Below are 16,666 nucleotides of genomic sequence, written 5' to 3'. Positions count from 1 at the left end.
TTCCCTCAGGGAACTGTGTCCTGCTACGGTTCCCTCAAGGAACTCGAACAGGAGGCACCCATGACCCGCCCGGACGTCGTGTCGAGGGAAGAGTGGCAGCGCGCGCTGGACGAGCTGCTGGTCCGCGAGAAGGAGCAGACCCGGGCGTTGGACGCGCTCGCCGCCACCCGCCGCAGGCTGCCCATGCTCCGCCTGTCCACCGGCCACCGCTTCACCGCGCCGGACGGCTCCCGGGTCGGACTCACCGACCTGTTCGCCGGCCGCCGGCAGCTCGTCGCCTACCACCACATGCTCGAACCGGGCCAGGACCACGTGTGCGTCGGCTGCGCGTCGTTCACCGACCACCTCACCGACCAGACCCACCTCAACGCCCGCGACACCACGCTGGTCCTGATGTCCCGGGCGCCCCGCGCCGAGATCGACGCCGTCCGGGACCGCTTCGGCTGGACCGTGCCGTGGTACTCCGCCGACCCCGACTTCTACGCCGAACTCGGCCTGGACGGCGGGTTCCGGCTCAGCGTGTTCCTGCGCGACGGCGACGAGGTCTTCTACACGTACTGGACCAGCGGCCGGGGCGTCGACCGCCTGCGCCTGGACTTCAACCTGCTCGACCTGACCCCGTACGGCCGCCAGGAGACCTGGGAGGACTCGCCGGAGGGCTGGCCGCAGACGCCGACCATGGGGTGGCTGCGGGCGCGGGACGAGTACGGGGCCTAGCCGGGAGTGCCCGAGCTTGGCCGGCGGGTGCTGGGCTTGGCCGGCGGGTGTTGGGCTTGGCTGGCAGGGGCCGGGCCTGGACGGCGGTGCCGGGTCTGGATGGCGGGTGCCGGGCCTAGTCGCCCTCGTGGCGGCCGGAGATGAACTCCTGGAACCGGATCTTCGCCCGGATCAGCGGCTGCCGCACCCGCGCCTCCCGCCGGTAGGCGCGGCGCAGCTTGCGGGACCCCTCGGTGTACCGCCAGCGCGCCCACGGCGACCCCGGCCGGGCCAGCCGCAGCGCGCCGATCTCGGGCAGGACCGGCACCAGCAATCCCAGCAGGCCGGTCCACACCTTGCCCTTGAGCAGCGCGACGATGGCGAAGCCGAGGTTGACCAGGATGACCACCACCCGCAGCCACACGCCCTCGCCGTAGAACTCGTCGTACCCCAGCGGCCGGGCGCCCAGCAGCAGCAAGCCGGTCATGCCGATGGCCAGGAACACCGCGTCCACCGACAGTCGGCCGTCCTTCTCCCAGTACACGTCCCGCAGGTGCAGGATCAGCGCGAACTCGTCCAGCACCAGCGCCGCGCCCACGCCCAGCAGCGCCGCGGCGGCCGCCCGCCACCCGTGCTCCTCGTCCGGCACGGCCAACCCCGTCACGCCGCCGACCAGCATGAACACCGTGCCGAACACGACGTGGTGGATGTGCGTGCCACCCGGCGTGATGTTGCCCGGCCACCACCGCACCTTCGCCCGGATCATCCGCACGCTGATCCTGATCAGGACGAACGTGACGACCAGGCCTAGGAAGAAGAACAGCAACCGGGTCTGGGGGAGGTGGAGGGTGGAGAACACCTCCCCATCTTCACTCGACCGGCCTACTCGGCGTTGACGTTCCCGCCGATCCCCACCGGTCCCGTCACCCGGTCGGGGTCTGCACCCGTTCGTGTTCACGGCGGAGGCGGGCGCCGAACGCGGGGTCCTCGGCTTCGGCCCTCCGCAGGACCTCGCCCAGGGTCGCGACCTGCGGCGAACCCGGTGCCGCACCCTCGGCGGCGACCAGCGTCGCGAGGGCGTCCGGGTCGTCCGCGAACCGGGCGCGGACCAGCGCGTACAGGCCGGCGGAGGAGCGGGTGGCGAGGGCGGCGGCGATGGTCACCGGATCGGGTTCGGTCATGGCGGAAACCCCCTGTGATCGCGTCCTCGCCCACGGTAGCAGTGCGACTCGCCGCGTTCTCCCGCTCGACTGCCGCCGGTTGTCGTGGTTGACTGTTCTCGGTCGTACCTATCTGTGTTCGTGTTCCACCACGCTCGCGGATCGGAGTTGCGGGCGTAGAACTTCCTCGACGGGAGGGGCTCCACGCCCCAACGGACCCGGTGGTCGCAAGCGCGATCCGGCACCTGTTAGAGGAGAAGTAGCAAGATGGCAGTTCAGGGCACCGTCAAGTGGTTCAACGCGGAGAAGGGCTTCGGCTTCATCTCCCCGGACAACGGTGGCGCCGACGTGTTCGTGCACTACTCGGAGATCCAGTCCTCGGGCTACCGCACGCTGGAGGAGAACCAGCGGGTGGAGTTCGAGATCGGCCAGGGCCAGAAGGGCCCGCAGGCGCAGACGGTTCGACCGCTCTGACCTAGGTCCGATTTCCATCGGATAGCAGTGGAGCCGCCATCCCGGCAACGGGGTGGCGGCTCTTCTCTTGCTGCGCCGCCCGCGGTGCCGCCTGCGGTGCCGCCTGCTGGGCCACGGCGTAGACCCGCTTCCCGACCAGCCGAGCGCCGTCGAACAGGAAGAACACGCTGCTGCGCGCCGCCCCTGCGGCCCCGTCCACCCGCAGCTCGACGACGACGGCCCCCTCGGCGTGGTGCAGCGCGTCGACCCGGCTGTACGACCCGGGGACCCGCTCGTAGTACCCGACCAGGGCGGCCCGCCCCTCCAGCACCTCGCCGGTGGCCACGACCTCCCACCGGGGCCGGTCGAACACCCCCACGGCGGTCTCGAACTCCCGCTCGTTCTCCGCTTCCAGGTGCTCCAGCACGATCGCCTCGCGCAGGGCCCGGAGCGACTTGGACGCGGTCACAGCGTCCCCTTCCCTCGCCCAGGTGCCCGACCAAACACCCCTCGACGGCACCAGTCAAGACGCAGACCGCCAGACCACGCTCGCGGCGCAACCTCTTCGACGCTTCGCTTCCTCGGGCGCGCGGGGGCGCTCTCAAGATCAAGAGCGAAGGGCTTAAGAGCTGAAAAGCGGACGCTCGCCGCTGGGCAGGCCCCCGGGGGGTGGAAGGGCGTCGGTTTCTTCCCCCCGTACGGCCTGCCGGAGGCAACCACCCTTGGCCCGTTTCCGCAACCGGTAAAGCTGGTTGCGGAAACGGGCCAAGCGCGGTTGGGCTTCGCCCAGGCCGTACGGGGGGAAGAAACCGAGGCCCTTCCTGTGGCTGGCAGCCGAGGTGAAAAGCAGCGCCTGCGGCGCGGTGGCTACGGGCGCATCTCGTAAGCGCCGGACAGTGCGGCGACCCGCTCCCACACGCGCTCGAAGCGCTCGCGGTCCACGACGGGCTTGCGCACCTGCCCCAACGCCCACTCCTGCTGCGCCCCGGTGGACGAAGCCTTGCCGTGCAGCGCCACGGCCCACGCCGAGTAGTCCCGCACGAGCACGTCGAAGATCTGGTCCAGTAGGTCCGCGTCGACGTCGGTCAGCGCCGCCTGCTCCAGCACCAGCTGCCCGTAGACCACCAGCGTGAACAACTGGCCCAGCGTCAGCAGGAAGTCCAGGTCCGCCTGCTGCTCCGCGTCCGGCGCGGCCGTCGTGAGCAGCGTCCGCAGGGCCTGCGCCTGCTGGTGGAACCGGGCCACGTTGGGCACCTGGGCGAACCGCCGGTAGGCCGCCTCCCAGTCGTGGAACCGGATCGAGCCCAATCCCCGCGCGGGTCCCTGCCGCCAGAAGAAGTCGTCGTCCTTCGGCTCGTGCACGGTCGGCACGTCGGTGAACTCGGTCGCCTGGAACAGGTACGCGGGCATGAACTTCAGCACCAGCGCCAGGTTCACGTGGACCGTGCCCTCCAGCTTGGGCAGCGCGCCGATGTCCCGGCCGGCCATCGAGAAGTAGGTGTCCTTCTCGAACCCCTTGGCCGCGATGACGTCCCAGAGCAGGTCGACCACCTGCTCGCCCTCGCTGGTGACCTTCATCTTGGTGATCGGGTTGAACAGCAGGTACCGGCGGTCCTCGGGCGAGGCCGTCCGGAAGTAGTCCACGGACCGGTCGGCGAACAGCTTCATGGCCGCCAGCCGCGCGTAGGCGTCCACGAAGTTCTGCCGGACGTGCGGGAACTCCGTGACCCGCTTGCCGTACAGGACGCGGTTGTGGGCGTGCGTGATCGCCTCGTAGAACGCGTGTTCCGAGATGCCGATCGACGCCGTGCACAGGTTGAACTTGCCCACGTTGACCGTGTTCAGCGCCGCGCTGAAGGCCTCCGCGCCGGTGTGCAGGACGTCCTCCGCCGCGACCGGGTAGTCCTCCAGCCGGAACTCGCTGACGAACATCTGCGAGTCCACGACGTTCTTGACCAGCTTGTAGTTCGGGTGGCCGCTGTCCACCGCGAAGAACACGTACCCGTCCGGGCCCTCGACGTCGGCGCGCCGCCCGAACACCGACACCATCCCGGCCACGTTGCCGTTGCCGATGTAGTACTTGCCGCCGTTGGCGACGAAACCGCCGTCCGCCGCGGGGGTCAGCACCATGTCGGTGGAGTAGACGTCCGCGCCGTGCTCCTTCTCGGACAGGCCGAACGCGAACACCGCCCCGGCGTCCAGCAGGTCGGCGGCGCGCTTCTTGGCGGCGGCGTTGTCGCTCATCCAGATCGGGCCGAGGCCCAGCACGGTGACCTGCCAGGTGTACCAGTACTGGAGGCCGTAGAACCCGAGGATCTCGCTCAGGACGGCGTTGCGGGTGGCGTCCCAGCGCTTGTCCGGGTCACCGCCGCCCTCGGCCGCCGGGGTCAGGAAGGTCGCGAACAACTTCTCGCGCGCCTGGAACTCGAGGAACTCGGCGTACCAGACCCGCGACTGGTCGTCGGCGATGAGCCGGCGCTTGCCGCGCTCCTCGAACCAGTCGATGGTGGCCCGCAGCAACCGCCTGCTCTCGGGGTCGAGGTGCGTGCCCTCGAAGCTGTTGGGATCGAACAACACCGGCCTGCTCCCTTCGTCTGCGCAGGCACGTTACCAGCGGGTAACTTGGCGCGCCGTCCGTGGTCTTCCAGTCGACGTCAGCGGGAAATTGTCGTACCCCGCGCGTAGCGTGCTCCACGTCACACCCAGCCGCTGGAGGAAGCCATGCACCTGCTCGCGATCGGCACGCGAAAGGGCCTGTGGCTCGCGACCAGCCGCGACCGAACGTCGTGGGAGGTTCGCGGGCCCCTGCTGCCCATGACCGAGGTGTACGCGGTCGCCATCGACCCGCGTCGCCCCCGGCTGCTCGCCGGCACAACAAGCTCCCACTTCGGTCCCACGGTCATGACCAGCGACGACCTCGGCGAGACCTGGGAGGAGCCGGACCACGCGCCCCTCTCCTTCCCCGAGGACACCGCCCTGGAACGGGTGTGGCAGCTCGCCCTGACCGACGACCCCGACGTCGTCTACGCCGGCACCCAACCGTCCGCCCTGTTCCGCTCGGAGGACGGTGGCCGCACGTACTCCCTGGTCCGGGGCCTGTGGGAGCACCCGCACCGCAAGGACTGGGGCGCGGGCTACGGCGGCCAGGCGGTCCACACGGTGCTGCCCGACCCGACCGACTCGAAGCGGCTCACCGTGGCCATGTCGACCGGCGGCGTCTACCGCACAACGGACGGCGGCGAGTCGTGGGAGGCGAGCAACAAGGGGGTGAAGGCGTACTTCCTGCCCGACCCGTACCCGGAGTTCGGGCAGTGCGTCCACAAGGTCGCGCGCCACCCGTCCACACCGGACCGCCTGTACCTGCAGAACCACCACGGCGTGTACCGGTCGTCGGACGGCGGGGCCACCTGGGACTCCATCGCGGACGGCCTGCCCTCGGACTTCGGCTTCCCCATCGCCGTCCACCCGCACGACCCCGAGGTGGTCTACAACTTCCCGCTGGTCGCGGACGGCGAGCGGTTCCCGCCCGGCGGGGAGTGCGCGGTCTACCGCTCCCCGGACGGCGGCGAGTCGTGGACAGCCCTGCGCACCGGCCTGCCGGACGGCTTCTGGACAGCCGTCATGCGGGACGCGATGTGCACGGACACAGCCACACCCGCGGGCGTCTACTTCGGCTCCCGCTCGGGCTCGGTGTACGCCAGCCCGGACGAGGGCGAGACATGGCACCGGGTCGTCGAGCACCTGCCCGACGTGGTGTGCGTGCGGGCGGCGGAGGTCTGAATGCGGATCACCGTTCTGCTGCCCGGCGTGCTGCGCCCGGCGGCCGGCAACCAGTCCACGCTGGAGCTGGAGGTCCAGGAGCAGGCCACGCTGGGTGCGGTGCTGGACGAACTGGCCGGCCGCTACCCGCTGCTGGACCGCCGCCTGCGCGACGAGCGCTCGTCGCTGCGCCGGTACGTGAACTTCTACGTGGACGGCGAGGAGTGCCGCCGCCTCGACGGTCCGGCCACCGTGCTGCGCCCCGACACAGAGATCCAGATCCTGCCTTCGGTGGCCGGCGGCTGAACCGTCAACCGAGTCGTCGGTACAACGGCCGCAGCTCGTCGGTCACCGACCGCCCGCGAACAGAAAGGGGTCCCAACCGGTCCAACACCGCCCCGGGGTGGTGGGCCACCGGCTCGTCCGGTGCCGGCACCGCCTCCGCTCGGGGCCGCTGCCAGAAGGCGTCCAGCACGGTGTCCAACGCCGGCAACCGCTCGTCGACCGCCGTCCCTGCGGCGGGCATCGGCGCGCGCAACTCCCGCAACCGCTCCAGCAGGTCGTCCCGACCGCGTCCGCGCCAGGCCAGGATCTCGAACGGGTCCGCGTCGAACGACTCCGCGAGCAGGTAGCAGGCCGCCGCCAGGTGCTTGCACGGCACCTCCCAGTCCGGGCAGGTGCAGTCCATCGACATCTCGCGCGGCGAGGCCGGGAACAACGCCAACCCCAGCCCCTCGAACAACTCCTCGATCTCCGCGGGCATCTCCCCGGCCAGCAGCTTGGCCGCGAACACGGCCCGGTCGGCCAACGCCCGCTCGATGCGCACCCAGTCCTCGTCGGAGAACTTCCGCACCCCGATCCGCGCCCGGTACGGCTCCGGTCGCGACCCCATCACCAGCGCCACCACCACGCTGGTGGACAGCGACAACGACATCACCTGCCCGGTCCGCGCGTAGGTCCGCCCGCGCGCGAGCCGCCCGCCCATCCCGAACGACTCGAGGACGTCGATGAACCGCCGCGACCACCACGTCCGCGCGACCTCGCCCCGCTTGCTGCGCAAGGTCAACCCGCCCTCGACCCGGTTGGGTCGCGAGTACGGGCGCTCGCCGTGCCAGTCACTCACCGACGGCCTCCCCGGACAACGCGAACAGGTCCCGCAACTCGGCCGTGGACAGCTCGGTCAACCAGTCCTCCCCGGCCCCGACCACCAACTGCGCCAACCCGCGCTTCTCCTCGATCATCCGGTCGATCCGGTCCTCCACCGTGCCCACGCACACGAACTTGCGCACCTGTACGTGCGAGCGCTGCCCGATCCGGAACGCCCGGTCCGTGGCCTGGTCCTCCACCGCCGGGTTCCACCACCGGTCGAGGTGGATGACGTGGTTCGCCGCGGTCAGGTTGAGCCCGGTCCCGCCCGCCTTCAACGACAGCACGAACACCGAGGGCCCGCCGGGTTCCTGGAACCGCCGCACCATCTCGTCGCGCGCCTTCGCGGGCGTCCCGCCGTGCAGGTACAGCACTTCCGTGTCGAACCGCGCGGAGAGGTGCGGTACGACCATCGCGCCGAACTTCGTGAACTGGGTGAAGCACAACGCCTTGTCGCCATCGGCGAGCGCTTCCTCCAGCACCTCCTCCAGCCGCGCGAGCTTCCCGGACCGCCCGGCGATCCGGGACCCGTCGCCCAGCAGTTGCGCCGGGTGGTTGCACACCTGCTTGAGCCGGGACATGGTCGCCAGCACCAGGCCCTTGCGCTTGATGCCCTGCGCTTCGGCGATCCGGGCGAACATGTCGTCCAAGACTGCCTGGTACAGCGTGGCCTGCTCGGCGGTCAGCGTGCACAGCTGCTTGACCTCGATCTTCTCCGGCAGGTCGGTGATGATCTGCGGGTCGGTCTTGAGCCGGCGCAGCACGAACGGCCGGGTCATCCCGCGCAGCCGGACCGCCGCGTCGTCGTCGTGGTGCCGCTCGATGGGCACGGCGTACCGGGCGCGGAAGGTGTTGACCGTGCCCAGCAGGCCGGGGTTGACGAAGTCCATGATCGACCACAGCTCGGCGAGCCGGTTCTCCACCGGCGTCCCCGTCAGGGCCACCCGGTGCCGCGCGGGGAGCGCCCGGACCGCCTGGGACTGGCGGGTGGCGCTGTTCTTGACGTTCTGGGCCTCGTCGAGCACCACGCGGTCCCACTCCACCTCGGCCAACGCCGACGCGTCCCGGGTGGCCACGGCGTAGGTCGTGATCACCAGGTCGTGCCCGCCGTGCAGGGCCGACGCGACCCGGTCGCCGCCGTGGTGCACGTGGACCTTCAGGCCGGGCGTGAACCGCTCGGCCTCGCGCTGCCAGTTGCCGACCACCGACATGGGGCAGATCAGCAACGTGGGCGGCCTGGTCAGGTGCTGCCGCGCGTACGCCTCCAGCGCCAGCAGCTGCACGGTCTTGCCGAGCCCCATGTCGTCGGCCAGGCACGCGCCGAGCCCGAGCCGGTCCAGGAACACCAGCCACGACAAGCCCCGCAGCTGGTACGGCCGAAGCACCGCCGTCAGCCCTTCCGGCGGTTCCACGGGGTCCAGCCGCTGTTCCGCCTCGCCGGACAGGAGGTCACCGAGCCACCTGTCCGCGTGCACGGCGGTGACCGGCAGCGGCAGGTCGGGATCGTCCTGGGCGGCGATCCGCAGCACCTGCCCGGCGGTCATCCGCCCGCTGCCCAGCACCGCCAGGCCCTCGGCCAGCCGCGCGCGGTCCAGGTGCACCCACTGGCCGCGCACCCGGACCAGCGGCGACTTGGCCTTGGCCAGCGCGGACAGTTCCGCCTCGGTGAGCTTCTCGTCGCCCAGGGCGAGGTCCCAGCGGTAGTCGAGCAGGGCCTTCATGCCCAGTTCGCTCTCCTTGGCCACGACCCCGGCCGCGCCCCGGGTGGTCGCGGTCAGCGACAGCCCGATCTGCCGCGGGTGCCGCCACCACGACGGCAGCAGGACCCCGAACCCGGCCTCGGCCAGCAGCGACGCGCGGGTCAGGAAGTCGTAGGCGCCGTCCAGGTCGAGGTCCAGGGCGACCGGGTGGCGCTCGGCCAGCGCGCGGTCCAGCGCCGGGAACAGCCTCGAGGCCCGGCCCAGGTCACCGAGCAGGACTTCCTCGGGCCGGGGCGTCCAGCGCCGCAACACGGCGTCGTGGCGCCAGACGTCCTTGGCCGGCACCAGCACGCTCGGCTCGTCCACGACCTGGAGGAGGAACTCCAGCCGCCACCCCTCCTGGTCCGGCCCGCCCTGCTCGGGGGAGGCGAGCCGGAAGCACGTCCGCACCAGCTCCGACTGCTCCGACCGCCACGCTTCGACGGTGTTGACCAGGGCGTCGTCGCGTGGCGCCGAGCCCGCGCCGGTGAGCGCCTTCAACCACCGCCCCACGACCCCGTGCCCGTCGACCTCGACGTCCCGCAGCCGGCCGCGGACCTCCTTGTCCACCACCGCGTCCAGCACGGCGTCGAGCGGGTCGTCGACCCCGTCCACCGCCCGGAACGCGGGTGGCATGGCCTCCCGCAACCGGGTCAGCCGCAACCGTTCGGGCACCGCCCGCCAGCGCGCGTCGCCACCGGGCACGACCCGTCCGCGCGCCACCAGGTCCCGGGCGAACGCGACCACCTCGCCCAGGTAGCGGGCCGACGCGCCGAGCCGGGCTTCGGGCAGCGCGTCGGGCACGTCGTCCACCCACACCACCGGCACCACCCAGGACCGCAGCCGCACCGCGCCCCGCCGGACCGGCGGCTTGGCCAGCGGGTCGCGCACCAGTTCCGGCGACTCGGCCGGTCCGGAGGCGTAGGAGGGGAGGCGGACCACCAGTTCGCCGTGCTTGCCGTCCAGCAGGGCCGCGAGGTCGGCGCCGTCCACCGCGAACGGGTGCGGCACGGGCGACTTGGGCAGCCGCGAGCCGACCTTCACCGGGAGCCGGGCGTCCTCGGCCCACACGGCCGTCCGCCCGTCGGGCGCGCACAGCCCGTGGAGCACCAACACGCCCCCGACTCTAGGCGGTCCCCGACCTGCGCATTCGCCGGGACTGTCGGTGCTCGTCCGTACCCTCTGGGTCATGACGATCACCGCTCTGGACGTGCGCAAGACCTTCAACGTCACGCAGGAGACGAGGTACCGCTTCAACGGCTGGTTCCGCGACCGCACACCGCTGGTGGAGCGGGTGATGTCCCACGCCACCGCCGCCGTCCTCCGAATCACCCCCGACGAGATCCGCTCAGCCTGCTCAAGCCTCCCCGACACCGACCGACCACCGGACGTCCCCGAGATCCGGCTCTGGCAGCCGACATTCCCCTTCACCCACGTGGCACACCACGTCGTCGAGCGCCTGGGCCGATTACCGGTCTGGGACGAGTTCCGGGAGTTCTGCGAGTCCGACGAGCCGACCAGGTCCATGCTGTGGACCCCGGCCGCCGAGGCGATCGCCTCCACCGCCGACCGCACCCTGGCCCGCAACGCCATGCGCCACAAGGTGGTCCGGCACTTCGCCGACTTCCTGCGCTACCTGTCCGTGATCGCGCACCTCCGCCAGTCGGGCTTGGACGTGCGCGTGCACCCGTTGGCCGACTTGGTCTTCCACGTCGAAGCGTGGGCGGAACGCCTGATCCTCAACCCCCGCGGCGGCCCCCACCGCTCGACACCCCTCCTGATCCACGCCATGCCGCCGTTCTTCTTCCACGACCTGGCGCTCACCGACCACGAACAGGTCGGCCAGGTCACCCTCCCCTCCCGCCACCACCTGGACCGAGCAGCGAGGAGCCTCCGCCGAATCCTGTACCCCGATGGTCCATGATGACCGCGTGCCGAACCTCCCGACGACGGCCGACACCAGCGCACGGATGAGCAAGCAGCGCTCCCGGGACACGGGCATCGAGGTAGCGCTGCGCAAGGAACTCCACCGCCTGGGCTTGCGCTACCGGGTGCACCAGCGCCCGATCAAGGCCGTGCGGCGGGAGGCGGACGTCGTGTTCGGCCCGGCGAAGGTCGCGGTCTTCGTGGACGGCTGCTTCTGGCACGGCTGCCCCGACCACGGCACCTGGCCCAAGCGCAACAGCGACTTCTGGCGCACCAAGATCGAGACCAACCAGGCCCGAGACGCCAACACCGACCACCTCCTGGCCGAAGCCGGCTGGCTCTCCGTCCGAGTCTGGGAACACGAAGACCCCACCACGGCCGCCACCCGCATCCACACGGCCGTCGCCACCCGCCGCCCGCCAAAACGCCCCTGACCCACGACGCCCACCACTGTCGTACCCCTCTGGGACGATGGTCATCGGGGGCCGGAGGCCATCCCCGCCGGGCATCAGGGCCGGAGGCCGGCCCCCTCCGACCCTTCGCGCCACGCTCGCCGGCGTGTCGGTATCAGCACCCACCTCCGGCCGGCTAGCCTGGCCCCCGTGCTGTCCATGATCGACCTCTTCGCCGGCTGCGGCGGCATGACCTCCGGCTTCGCCTCGGCGGGCGGCTACCACCCGGTCATGGCGGTCGAGTGGGACCTGCACGCCGCCGCCACCTACGCGGCCAACTTCGGCGAGGACCACATGACCTGGTCCGACATCGCCGCCATCCCCAACCGCGCCATCCCCCGAGCGGACGTCATCGTCGGCGGCCCCCCGTGCCAGGGCTTCTCCAACCTCGGCTCCAAGGACGTCGACGACCCCCGCAACTCCCTCTGGCGCGAGTACCTGCGCTTCGTCCGCAAGGCCAAGCCCAAGGTCTTCGTCATCGAGAACGTCGACCGCTTCCTGACCTCCACCGAGTTCGCCCTGCTCCAAGCCGAGACCAAGGGCTACGAACTCAGCGCCGGACTCCTGCTCGCCGCCGACTTCGGCGTGCCCCAGCGCCGCCGCCGCGCCATCGTCATCGGCTCCCGCGTCGGCCGCATCCCGCTGCCCACCCCGACGCACCCGAAACCCCGCTGGCACACCGTCCGCGACGTCCTCACCGGCCTCCCGGACCGCCCCCGCACCACCGCGCTGCCGAATTCGCGCGTCGAGTTCTTCGGCGTCGAGCTGCCCGGCCGGCACAAGAGCCCGGACCTGCACATCGGCCGCAACCCGACCCCGCTGTCGGTCGAGCGCTACCGCCACATCCCGCCCGGCGGCGGCCGGTTCGACCTGCCCGACCACCTCCTGCCCCGCTGCTGGCGGGAGAAGAAGACCGGCACGACCGACGTGATGGGCCGGATGCGCTGGGACGAACCGTCCCTCACCATCCGCACCGAGTTCTACAAGCCCGAGAAGGGCCGCTACCTGCACCCCCAGCACGACCGCCCGATCACGCACCTGGAAGCCGCGCGCCTGCAGTCCTTCCCCGACGACTTCGAGTGGTGCGGCACGAAGATCGAGGTGGCCCGCCAGATCGGCAACGCCGTCCCGCCCACCCTCGCCCGCGCCATCGCCAACCACCTCAAACCCCACCTCGACGGCACCGCGGAAAAAACTTCCGACTGCCCCCTCTGCTGACACGCCTGGCTTTGTCGTACCCCCGTCGTAGCTTCACGAGCATGACGACGACCACGTACGAAACCCAGACCCGCATCGGCACCACCACCTACCGCCTGCGCGCGGCCGCCGACCCGGACCTGCTCCTGGACCTGACCGGCACCGACACCACAGGAGCGATGGTGGCCGAGGGCTCGCTCAGGCTGCCCCTGGACGCCGGCGCCGCGGTCGGCAAGCTCCTGGCCCAGGTCCTCGACGCCCTGGGCAGGCTCGGCGCACCCCCACCCCGATCGCCCCGCTCCCGCCCCGCCAACGCCAACCAACCCTGGACCGACGACCTCGACGCCCACCTCCGCGCCACCTGGATGGACGCCACCCCCGACACCCCGACCACCGACCTGATCCGCACCCTGGCCCGAACCCACGAACGCTCCGCCACCTCCATCCGCGCCCGCCTGGCCCGCATCGGCTGCGACCCGGACATCCCGGGCCGTGCCCTGTCGGCGGAGGCGGCGACCGTCCTCGGAGTTCAGGGTCGGCATCAGGGCGTTCTCAGGGAGGAACCCGATTCGCCGGGGGAGGGAGTCGAGTGATGCTCGTGGGGACCGCGCACCATCGAGGAGGGGACCTCACGTGGAGATCACCGGCATCATCTCGGCCATCTTCATCGGCATCGCGATCGGCGGCCTCGGCCGCCTGGTCGTGCCCGGCAGGCAGCACATCTCCCTGCTGATGACGATGCTGGTGGGCATAGCGGCGGCGTTGGTCGGCACGTTCGCGGCGTCGATCATCGGCGTGGCCGACACGGACGGCATCGACTGGATCGAACTGGCCCTCCAGGTAGGCCTGGCCGGGGTAGGCGTAACAGCCCTCTCCAACCGCTCCAAAGCCCACCACTGACCACGCCTGAGGACCCTCACGGCGCTGGGCCGACCACCCGTCGGCCCAGCGCACCTCACCGCGGGTGTCAGGCGGGCCCGTGCCAGACGGGGAGCATGTGCTGGCGACGCACGTCGTCGGCGTCCTCCCGGACGAACAAGCCGTCGGGGCGGTGGTGGACGCAGTCGATGCCGAGCCTGTGCAGGTACCGGACGCTGCCGTCGGCGGGTCGTTCGGGGAAGAGCGCGGTCAACCGGGTCACGGGCTTGGGGCTCTGCGCGGCGTAGTCCAACAACTGCGCAGCCGCCTCCCGGACCTTGTCGTGGTCGGCGAGACTCTTGGCCTCGACGATCTCGACCCACCCGTCCTCTTCGAGGTACAGGTCGGCCCGGTGCCCGGCCGGCGTCCGGAAGCTGGTGAAGCCGCTCGCCGAGTGGAACGCGCGATACCGCTGGACCAACTGCGCCTCCACCCGCTCCGCGGCGATCACCCGTGCGGTGATGCGCTGCACGACAGGGCTGGTTCCGGTGTTTTCGACGGGGATCACCTTGGACCCGCCCAGCACACGGCTGGCCTCGTTGAGCCGCGCTTCCAACGTGGCCTCGGCGAGGCTGTACCGGACACCGAACGCCCGCAGCACCCGCCCGGCCCGTTCGTCCTGCAACAACCGCTGCCCGTAGACGAAATCCTTCGGCCGGAACCCGTCCACCGCCCACAGGTCCTCGATCGGGCGGTCGATCCACTGGAGGTTGGTGACCGTGTAGACGTTGACGAAGCTCTGCCCATCCTCGTACTGGTCCCACAGCTCGTCGGCGAAGGCGGGGTTGCGGAACCGGAACCCGATCTCGCCGGCCGCGCGCACCTTCTTGCCGCCGACCAAGACCACGATGTCGCCGATGGTCAGGCGATCCATGTCGGCGTCGTGCTTGGCGGTCGCACCCCAGAACCGGGCGAAGCCCGACGGGTGGAGCGCGCGCAGTCCGTCGAGGTGGGCCGGTTCGAGCAGGTGACCGAGCCGGGCCGAGGCGAATTCGACCTCGTTCTCGATGGTCTCCTGGAAACGCTTGATGGTGCGCGGGTTGCCGTACGAGGGCGCCAAGAGGACTAACGGACGCGTCATGCGCCGATCCTAGGGACGCCGACCGCACCCCGGCGTGACATCGGCAGGCCTCAGGACCGTCGGACGTCCAGGTCGGCTCGGTTCGCCGCCGCGCGTCCGGCCTGCCAGCCTGCCTCGCTCCTGATCGGGGTGGACTTCGACACCGTGCGCGTGAACAGGGTGGTGAAGAGCTGGTCGACCGCCCGCTTCCGCTCCGCCAGCACGGGCAGCAACCGGTCGTCGTCGGTCGGTGGTTCGTTCGCTGCCTTCAAGCGTTCGCCCACGCGGTGCGCATAAGACAGCAAGAACGACTTCCGGTACGCCAACGACCGCGACTCGTCGCCCTTCCGCGCCCCATCACCCGCCGCCACCATGGCGCGGGTCGCCTGGACCAACAACGAAGCCGACAACAGCTCCACGATCTCCAAGTCCAGTTCCTCGCCGACCAACGCCACGAATCCCAGGTCATATACGACCGCCCGGCACCGGTTCGCCTCCGCCACCACATGCACGATCTGCGCCTTGCCGTCGAAGTACCGCTTGTCCAACCACACCCGCCTCGACGCGGTGGTCGCCACCTCGGTCGGCATCCGTTCCAGGGCGTGCCGCGTCACCAGCTCCTGAGCCTTCGCCGACAACGCCTCCGCCTCCTCCGGGAACGCCGTCGACTCGGCCTTCGCCAACAACCCCCGCACCCGCTTGAGCACCTTCGGGTCCACGTGGTGGTGCGTGACGTCGGCCAGGGGCGACCCGGGCGGTGGCACGATCTCGGGCAAGGCGGGCAGCGGGATCAACGCCGCCAGAGCCGCGACGACCACCGCCACGGCCTCGTCGAGCACCTCGATGTGCCGAGCCGCCCACTGCGGCAGGTAGGGCTGCGCCGGGTCCCACCACACGACCGCGTCCACCGCCGCCGCCTGCTCCACCCACGCCGGGTGCAGCGACCGGTACCCGGCCAGCGTCCGCGCCACCGCGTCCACGACGACCGACTCGGCCCGCGGCTCCGCAGCCCGCCGCACGGCCTCCACGACGTCGACCGGCAGCCACCCGTGCTCCCACAACCCGACCAGCATGCGGTCCAGGACGTCACGAGCCGCACCGTCCACATCGGCCGCGTCCAGACCGCCGGTGCGCGGCAGCGGGGCGCGCCGGTTGGTCGCCGCCCGGAGGATCGCGTCGCGCAGGGTGTCCACGATCGGTGATTCTCCTCCCGCCGCGCGGTGTCGCTGCGCCCGGTGCGGCGGTGGACGTGCCAGCCTCGCGCGGTGAGCCGGAAGACCCGCACCCGGCGGCCGTTCGTGGTCGTCCACCGTCCACAGGGGACGCCGCTGACCCCGGCCCAACGGCGCTTCCTGGACCGCTGCCGGGCACTGCCCCACCTCGCCGACCCGCTCGACGCCGAGCTGACGGTCAGCACCGCCGTGTCCGACCTCACCGCTGACGAGGAGTTCTGGGCCGGCGTCATCGACCACGCCACCACCCGCCCGACCCGCCGCAACGACCGCCTGCTCCGCCTCCTGGCCGCCATGCTCACCGGCCGCCCCCGCGAATGGGCCGCCAACGCCGTCCCGGCCGCGAAACCGGCCCTGTCCACCGGCGACTCCTGGATCTGCGACCGCTCACTGGACGCCGGCTACCTGGCCCTGCTCTGCACGTACCGCTTCACCGACGAGCACGCCATGGTCTTCCTGATCGACGAACTGACCGGCGGCGTCGTCCGCAAAGCCTTCGTAACCCGGAACATCACCACCGCGCACGACAAACTCGCCGAACACGGCCCCCTGCACCGCATCAACCCGGAAGCGGCCCACTGGCTCCTGGCCAAGTCCTTCCACCGCCTGGACCGCAACCCCACCCTGGACGTGGACGAAGAAGTCCACCGAACCCGCCTGCTCGCGGGCCGCCGCATCGCCCTGGCCTTCGGCTGAAGCCCGCCGCCGAAAAATGTGACCTCAACCACGAAAAACACAAAACCCGCCAAAGCAAAAAGCCGGGCCGCGTAATGCGACCCGGCTTTCGGGAAGTGCGCCGCCAGGGACTCGAACCCCGAACCCGCTGATTAAGAGTCAGCTGCTCTGCCAGTTGAGCTAGCGGCGCTGGAGGGGCTTGGCCCTTCCGACGGGAGAAACATTAGCACAGCGTCCTACGCGGTTCCCAATC

The 16,666-nt window shown here is 71.0% G+C and carries 18 protein-coding genes and 1 tRNA gene; 10 read left to right on the top strand and 9 right to left on the bottom strand.

The annotated features are described in order from the left end of the window. Nucleotides 1-60 precede the first annotated feature (60 nt). Nucleotides 61-717 carry a DUF899 domain-containing protein gene (locus DFJ66_RS17635; protein WP_121222493.1) on the top strand — a complete coding sequence of 219 codons (657 nt, stop codon included), beginning with the start codon at nt 61-63 and terminating at the stop codon, nt 715-717. 115 nt (nt 718-832) lie between these two features. Here the strand turns inward: DFJ66_RS17635 and DFJ66_RS17630 are convergent, their stop codons facing one another. Beyond that, nucleotides 833-1,555 carry a hypothetical protein gene (locus tag DFJ66_RS17630; protein WP_121222492.1) on the bottom strand — a complete coding sequence of 241 codons (723 nt, stop codon included), beginning with the start codon at nt 1,553-1,555 and terminating at the stop codon, nt 833-835. A 64-nt stretch (nt 1,556-1,619) separates the two neighbouring features. Then, entirely contained in the window at nt 1,620-1,877 is a 258-nt protein-coding gene (locus tag DFJ66_RS17625) for a hypothetical protein (protein WP_121222491.1), read from the bottom strand. 246 nt (nt 1,878-2,123) lie between these two features. On the opposite strand from DFJ66_RS17625, the gene cspE reads away from it, so the two are divergent. After that, nucleotides 2,124-2,330, top strand: coding sequence for a transcription antiterminator/RNA stability regulator CspE (cspE, locus tag DFJ66_RS17620; protein ID WP_121222490.1), 207 nt, complete (start codon nt 2,124-2,126; stop codon nt 2,328-2,330). Between the two features lies 1 nt (nt 2,331). Here the strand turns inward: cspE and DFJ66_RS17615 are convergent, their stop codons facing one another. After that, complete coding sequence (locus tag DFJ66_RS17615; RefSeq protein ID WP_121222489.1) at nt 2,332-2,778, bottom strand: nuclear transport factor 2 family protein; 447 nt, start codon at nt 2,776-2,778, stop codon at nt 2,332-2,334. 398 nt (nt 2,779-3,176) lie between these two features. Further along, the gene (locus DFJ66_RS17610) at nt 3,177-4,886 is read right to left on the bottom strand and encodes an acyl-CoA dehydrogenase family protein (RefSeq protein ID WP_121222488.1); all 1,710 of its coding nucleotides are present in this window, start codon (nt 4,884-4,886) and stop codon (nt 3,177-3,179) included. A 144-nt stretch (nt 4,887-5,030) separates the two neighbouring features. Between DFJ66_RS17610 and DFJ66_RS17605 the strand changes: the two genes are divergently transcribed. Next, nucleotides 5,031-6,089: a WD40/YVTN/BNR-like repeat-containing protein gene (locus tag DFJ66_RS17605; protein ID WP_121222487.1), complete on the top strand. Its 1,059-nt coding sequence runs from the start codon at nt 5,031-5,033 to the stop codon at nt 6,087-6,089. Continuing rightward, nucleotides 6,090-6,374, top strand: coding sequence for a MoaD/ThiS family protein (locus DFJ66_RS17600; protein ID WP_121222486.1), 285 nt, complete (start codon nt 6,090-6,092; stop codon nt 6,372-6,374). 4 nt (nt 6,375-6,378) lie between these two features. On the opposite strand, the gene DFJ66_RS17595 is transcribed toward DFJ66_RS17600, so the two are convergent. Both DFJ66_RS17595 and DFJ66_RS17590 read right to left on the bottom strand, forming a co-directional pair. Next, complete coding sequence (locus tag DFJ66_RS17595; RefSeq protein ID WP_121222485.1) at nt 6,379-7,191, bottom strand: SWIM zinc finger family protein; 813 nt, start codon at nt 7,189-7,191, stop codon at nt 6,379-6,381. Further along, on the bottom strand, nt 7,184-10,069 hold the full coding sequence (locus DFJ66_RS17590) for a DEAD/DEAH box helicase (RefSeq protein WP_246029798.1): 2,886 nt from the start codon (nt 10,067-10,069) through the stop codon (nt 7,184-7,186). The genes DFJ66_RS17595 and DFJ66_RS17590 overlap by 8 nt, the downstream gene beginning before the upstream one ends. Nucleotides 10,070-10,142: 73 nt before the next feature. Here DFJ66_RS17590 and DFJ66_RS17585 point away from each other — a divergent pair, with 73 nt between their 5' ends. From DFJ66_RS17585 to DFJ66_RS17565, 5 genes are all read left to right on the top strand, one after another. Then, nucleotides 10,143-10,877, top strand: coding sequence for a hypothetical protein (locus DFJ66_RS17585; protein WP_121222483.1), 735 nt, complete (start codon nt 10,143-10,145; stop codon nt 10,875-10,877). Next, on the top strand, nt 10,867-11,313 hold the full coding sequence (locus DFJ66_RS17580) for a very short patch repair endonuclease (protein WP_121222482.1): 447 nt from the start codon (nt 10,867-10,869) through the stop codon (nt 11,311-11,313). Before DFJ66_RS17585 ends, DFJ66_RS17580 begins: the two co-directional genes overlap by 11 nt. Nucleotides 11,314-11,490: 177 nt before the next feature. After that, nucleotides 11,491-12,549: a DNA cytosine methyltransferase gene (locus DFJ66_RS17575; protein ID WP_121222481.1), complete on the top strand. Its 1,059-nt coding sequence runs from the start codon at nt 11,491-11,493 to the stop codon at nt 12,547-12,549. A 41-nt stretch (nt 12,550-12,590) separates the two neighbouring features. Beyond that, nucleotides 12,591-13,121, top strand: coding sequence for a hypothetical protein (locus tag DFJ66_RS17570; protein WP_121222480.1), 531 nt, complete (start codon nt 12,591-12,593; stop codon nt 13,119-13,121). Between the two features lie 40 nt (nt 13,122-13,161). Next, a complete protein-coding gene (locus DFJ66_RS17565) occupies nt 13,162-13,428 on the top strand; it encodes a GlsB/YeaQ/YmgE family stress response membrane protein (RefSeq protein ID WP_121222479.1) in 267 nt (88 codons plus the stop codon). A gap of 67 nt (nt 13,429-13,495) precedes the next feature. Here the strand turns inward: DFJ66_RS17565 and DFJ66_RS17560 are convergent, their stop codons facing one another. Together DFJ66_RS17560 and DFJ66_RS17555 are read right to left on the bottom strand one after the other, a co-directional pair. Further along, nucleotides 13,496-14,527: a hypothetical protein gene (locus DFJ66_RS17560; RefSeq protein ID WP_147459293.1), complete on the bottom strand. Its 1,032-nt coding sequence runs from the start codon at nt 14,525-14,527 to the stop codon at nt 13,496-13,498. A gap of 50 nt (nt 14,528-14,577) precedes the next feature. After that, nucleotides 14,578-15,699 carry a DUF2786 domain-containing protein gene (locus DFJ66_RS17555; RefSeq protein ID WP_121222477.1) on the bottom strand — a complete coding sequence of 374 codons (1,122 nt, stop codon included), beginning with the start codon at nt 15,697-15,699 and terminating at the stop codon, nt 14,578-14,580. Nucleotides 15,700-15,771: 72 nt separating this feature from the next. Between DFJ66_RS17555 and DFJ66_RS17550 the strand changes: the two genes are divergently transcribed. Continuing rightward, entirely contained in the window at nt 15,772-16,434 is a 663-nt protein-coding gene (locus DFJ66_RS17550; protein WP_246029797.1) for a hypothetical protein, read from the top strand. A 96-nt stretch (nt 16,435-16,530) separates the two neighbouring features. Here the strand turns inward: DFJ66_RS17550 and DFJ66_RS17545 are convergent. After that, nucleotides 16,531-16,603, bottom strand: a tRNA-Lys gene (locus DFJ66_RS17545). Nucleotides 16,604-16,666: the final 63 nt, after the last annotated feature.

The organism is Saccharothrix variisporea (assembly GCF_003634995.1).
GTDB lineage: Bacteria > Actinomycetota > Actinomycetes > Mycobacteriales > Pseudonocardiaceae > Actinosynnema > Actinosynnema variisporeum.
Note: the sequence above shows the minus strand (reverse complement) of the source record. Positions and strands in the feature narration are given on the sequence as shown.

Coding starts and splice junctions, on each gene's coding strand:
- DFJ66_RS17635 (WP_121222493.1), top strand. CDS start 61: ATGACCCGCCCGGACGTCGTGTCGAGGGAAGAGTGGCAGCGCGCGCTG.
- DFJ66_RS17625 (WP_121222491.1), bottom strand. CDS start 1,877: ATGACCGAACCCGATCCGGTGACCATCGCCGCCGCCCTCGCCACCCGC.
- cspE (WP_121222490.1), top strand. CDS start 2,124: ATGGCAGTTCAGGGCACCGTCAAGTGGTTCAACGCGGAGAAGGGCTTC.
- DFJ66_RS17605 (WP_121222487.1), top strand. CDS start 5,031: ATGCACCTGCTCGCGATCGGCACGCGAAAGGGCCTGTGGCTCGCGACC.
- DFJ66_RS17600 (WP_121222486.1), top strand. CDS start 6,090: ATGCGGATCACCGTTCTGCTGCCCGGCGTGCTGCGCCCGGCGGCCGGC.
- DFJ66_RS17585 (WP_121222483.1), top strand. CDS start 10,143: ATGACGATCACCGCTCTGGACGTGCGCAAGACCTTCAACGTCACGCAG.
- DFJ66_RS17580 (WP_121222482.1), top strand. CDS start 10,867: ATGGTCCATGATGACCGCGTGCCGAACCTCCCGACGACGGCCGACACC.
- DFJ66_RS17575 (WP_121222481.1), top strand. CDS start 11,491: ATGATCGACCTCTTCGCCGGCTGCGGCGGCATGACCTCCGGCTTCGCC.
- DFJ66_RS17570 (WP_121222480.1), top strand. CDS start 12,591: ATGACGACGACCACGTACGAAACCCAGACCCGCATCGGCACCACCACC.
- DFJ66_RS17560 (WP_147459293.1), bottom strand. CDS start 14,527: ATGACGCGTCCGTTAGTCCTCTTGGCGCCCTCGTACGGCAACCCGCGC.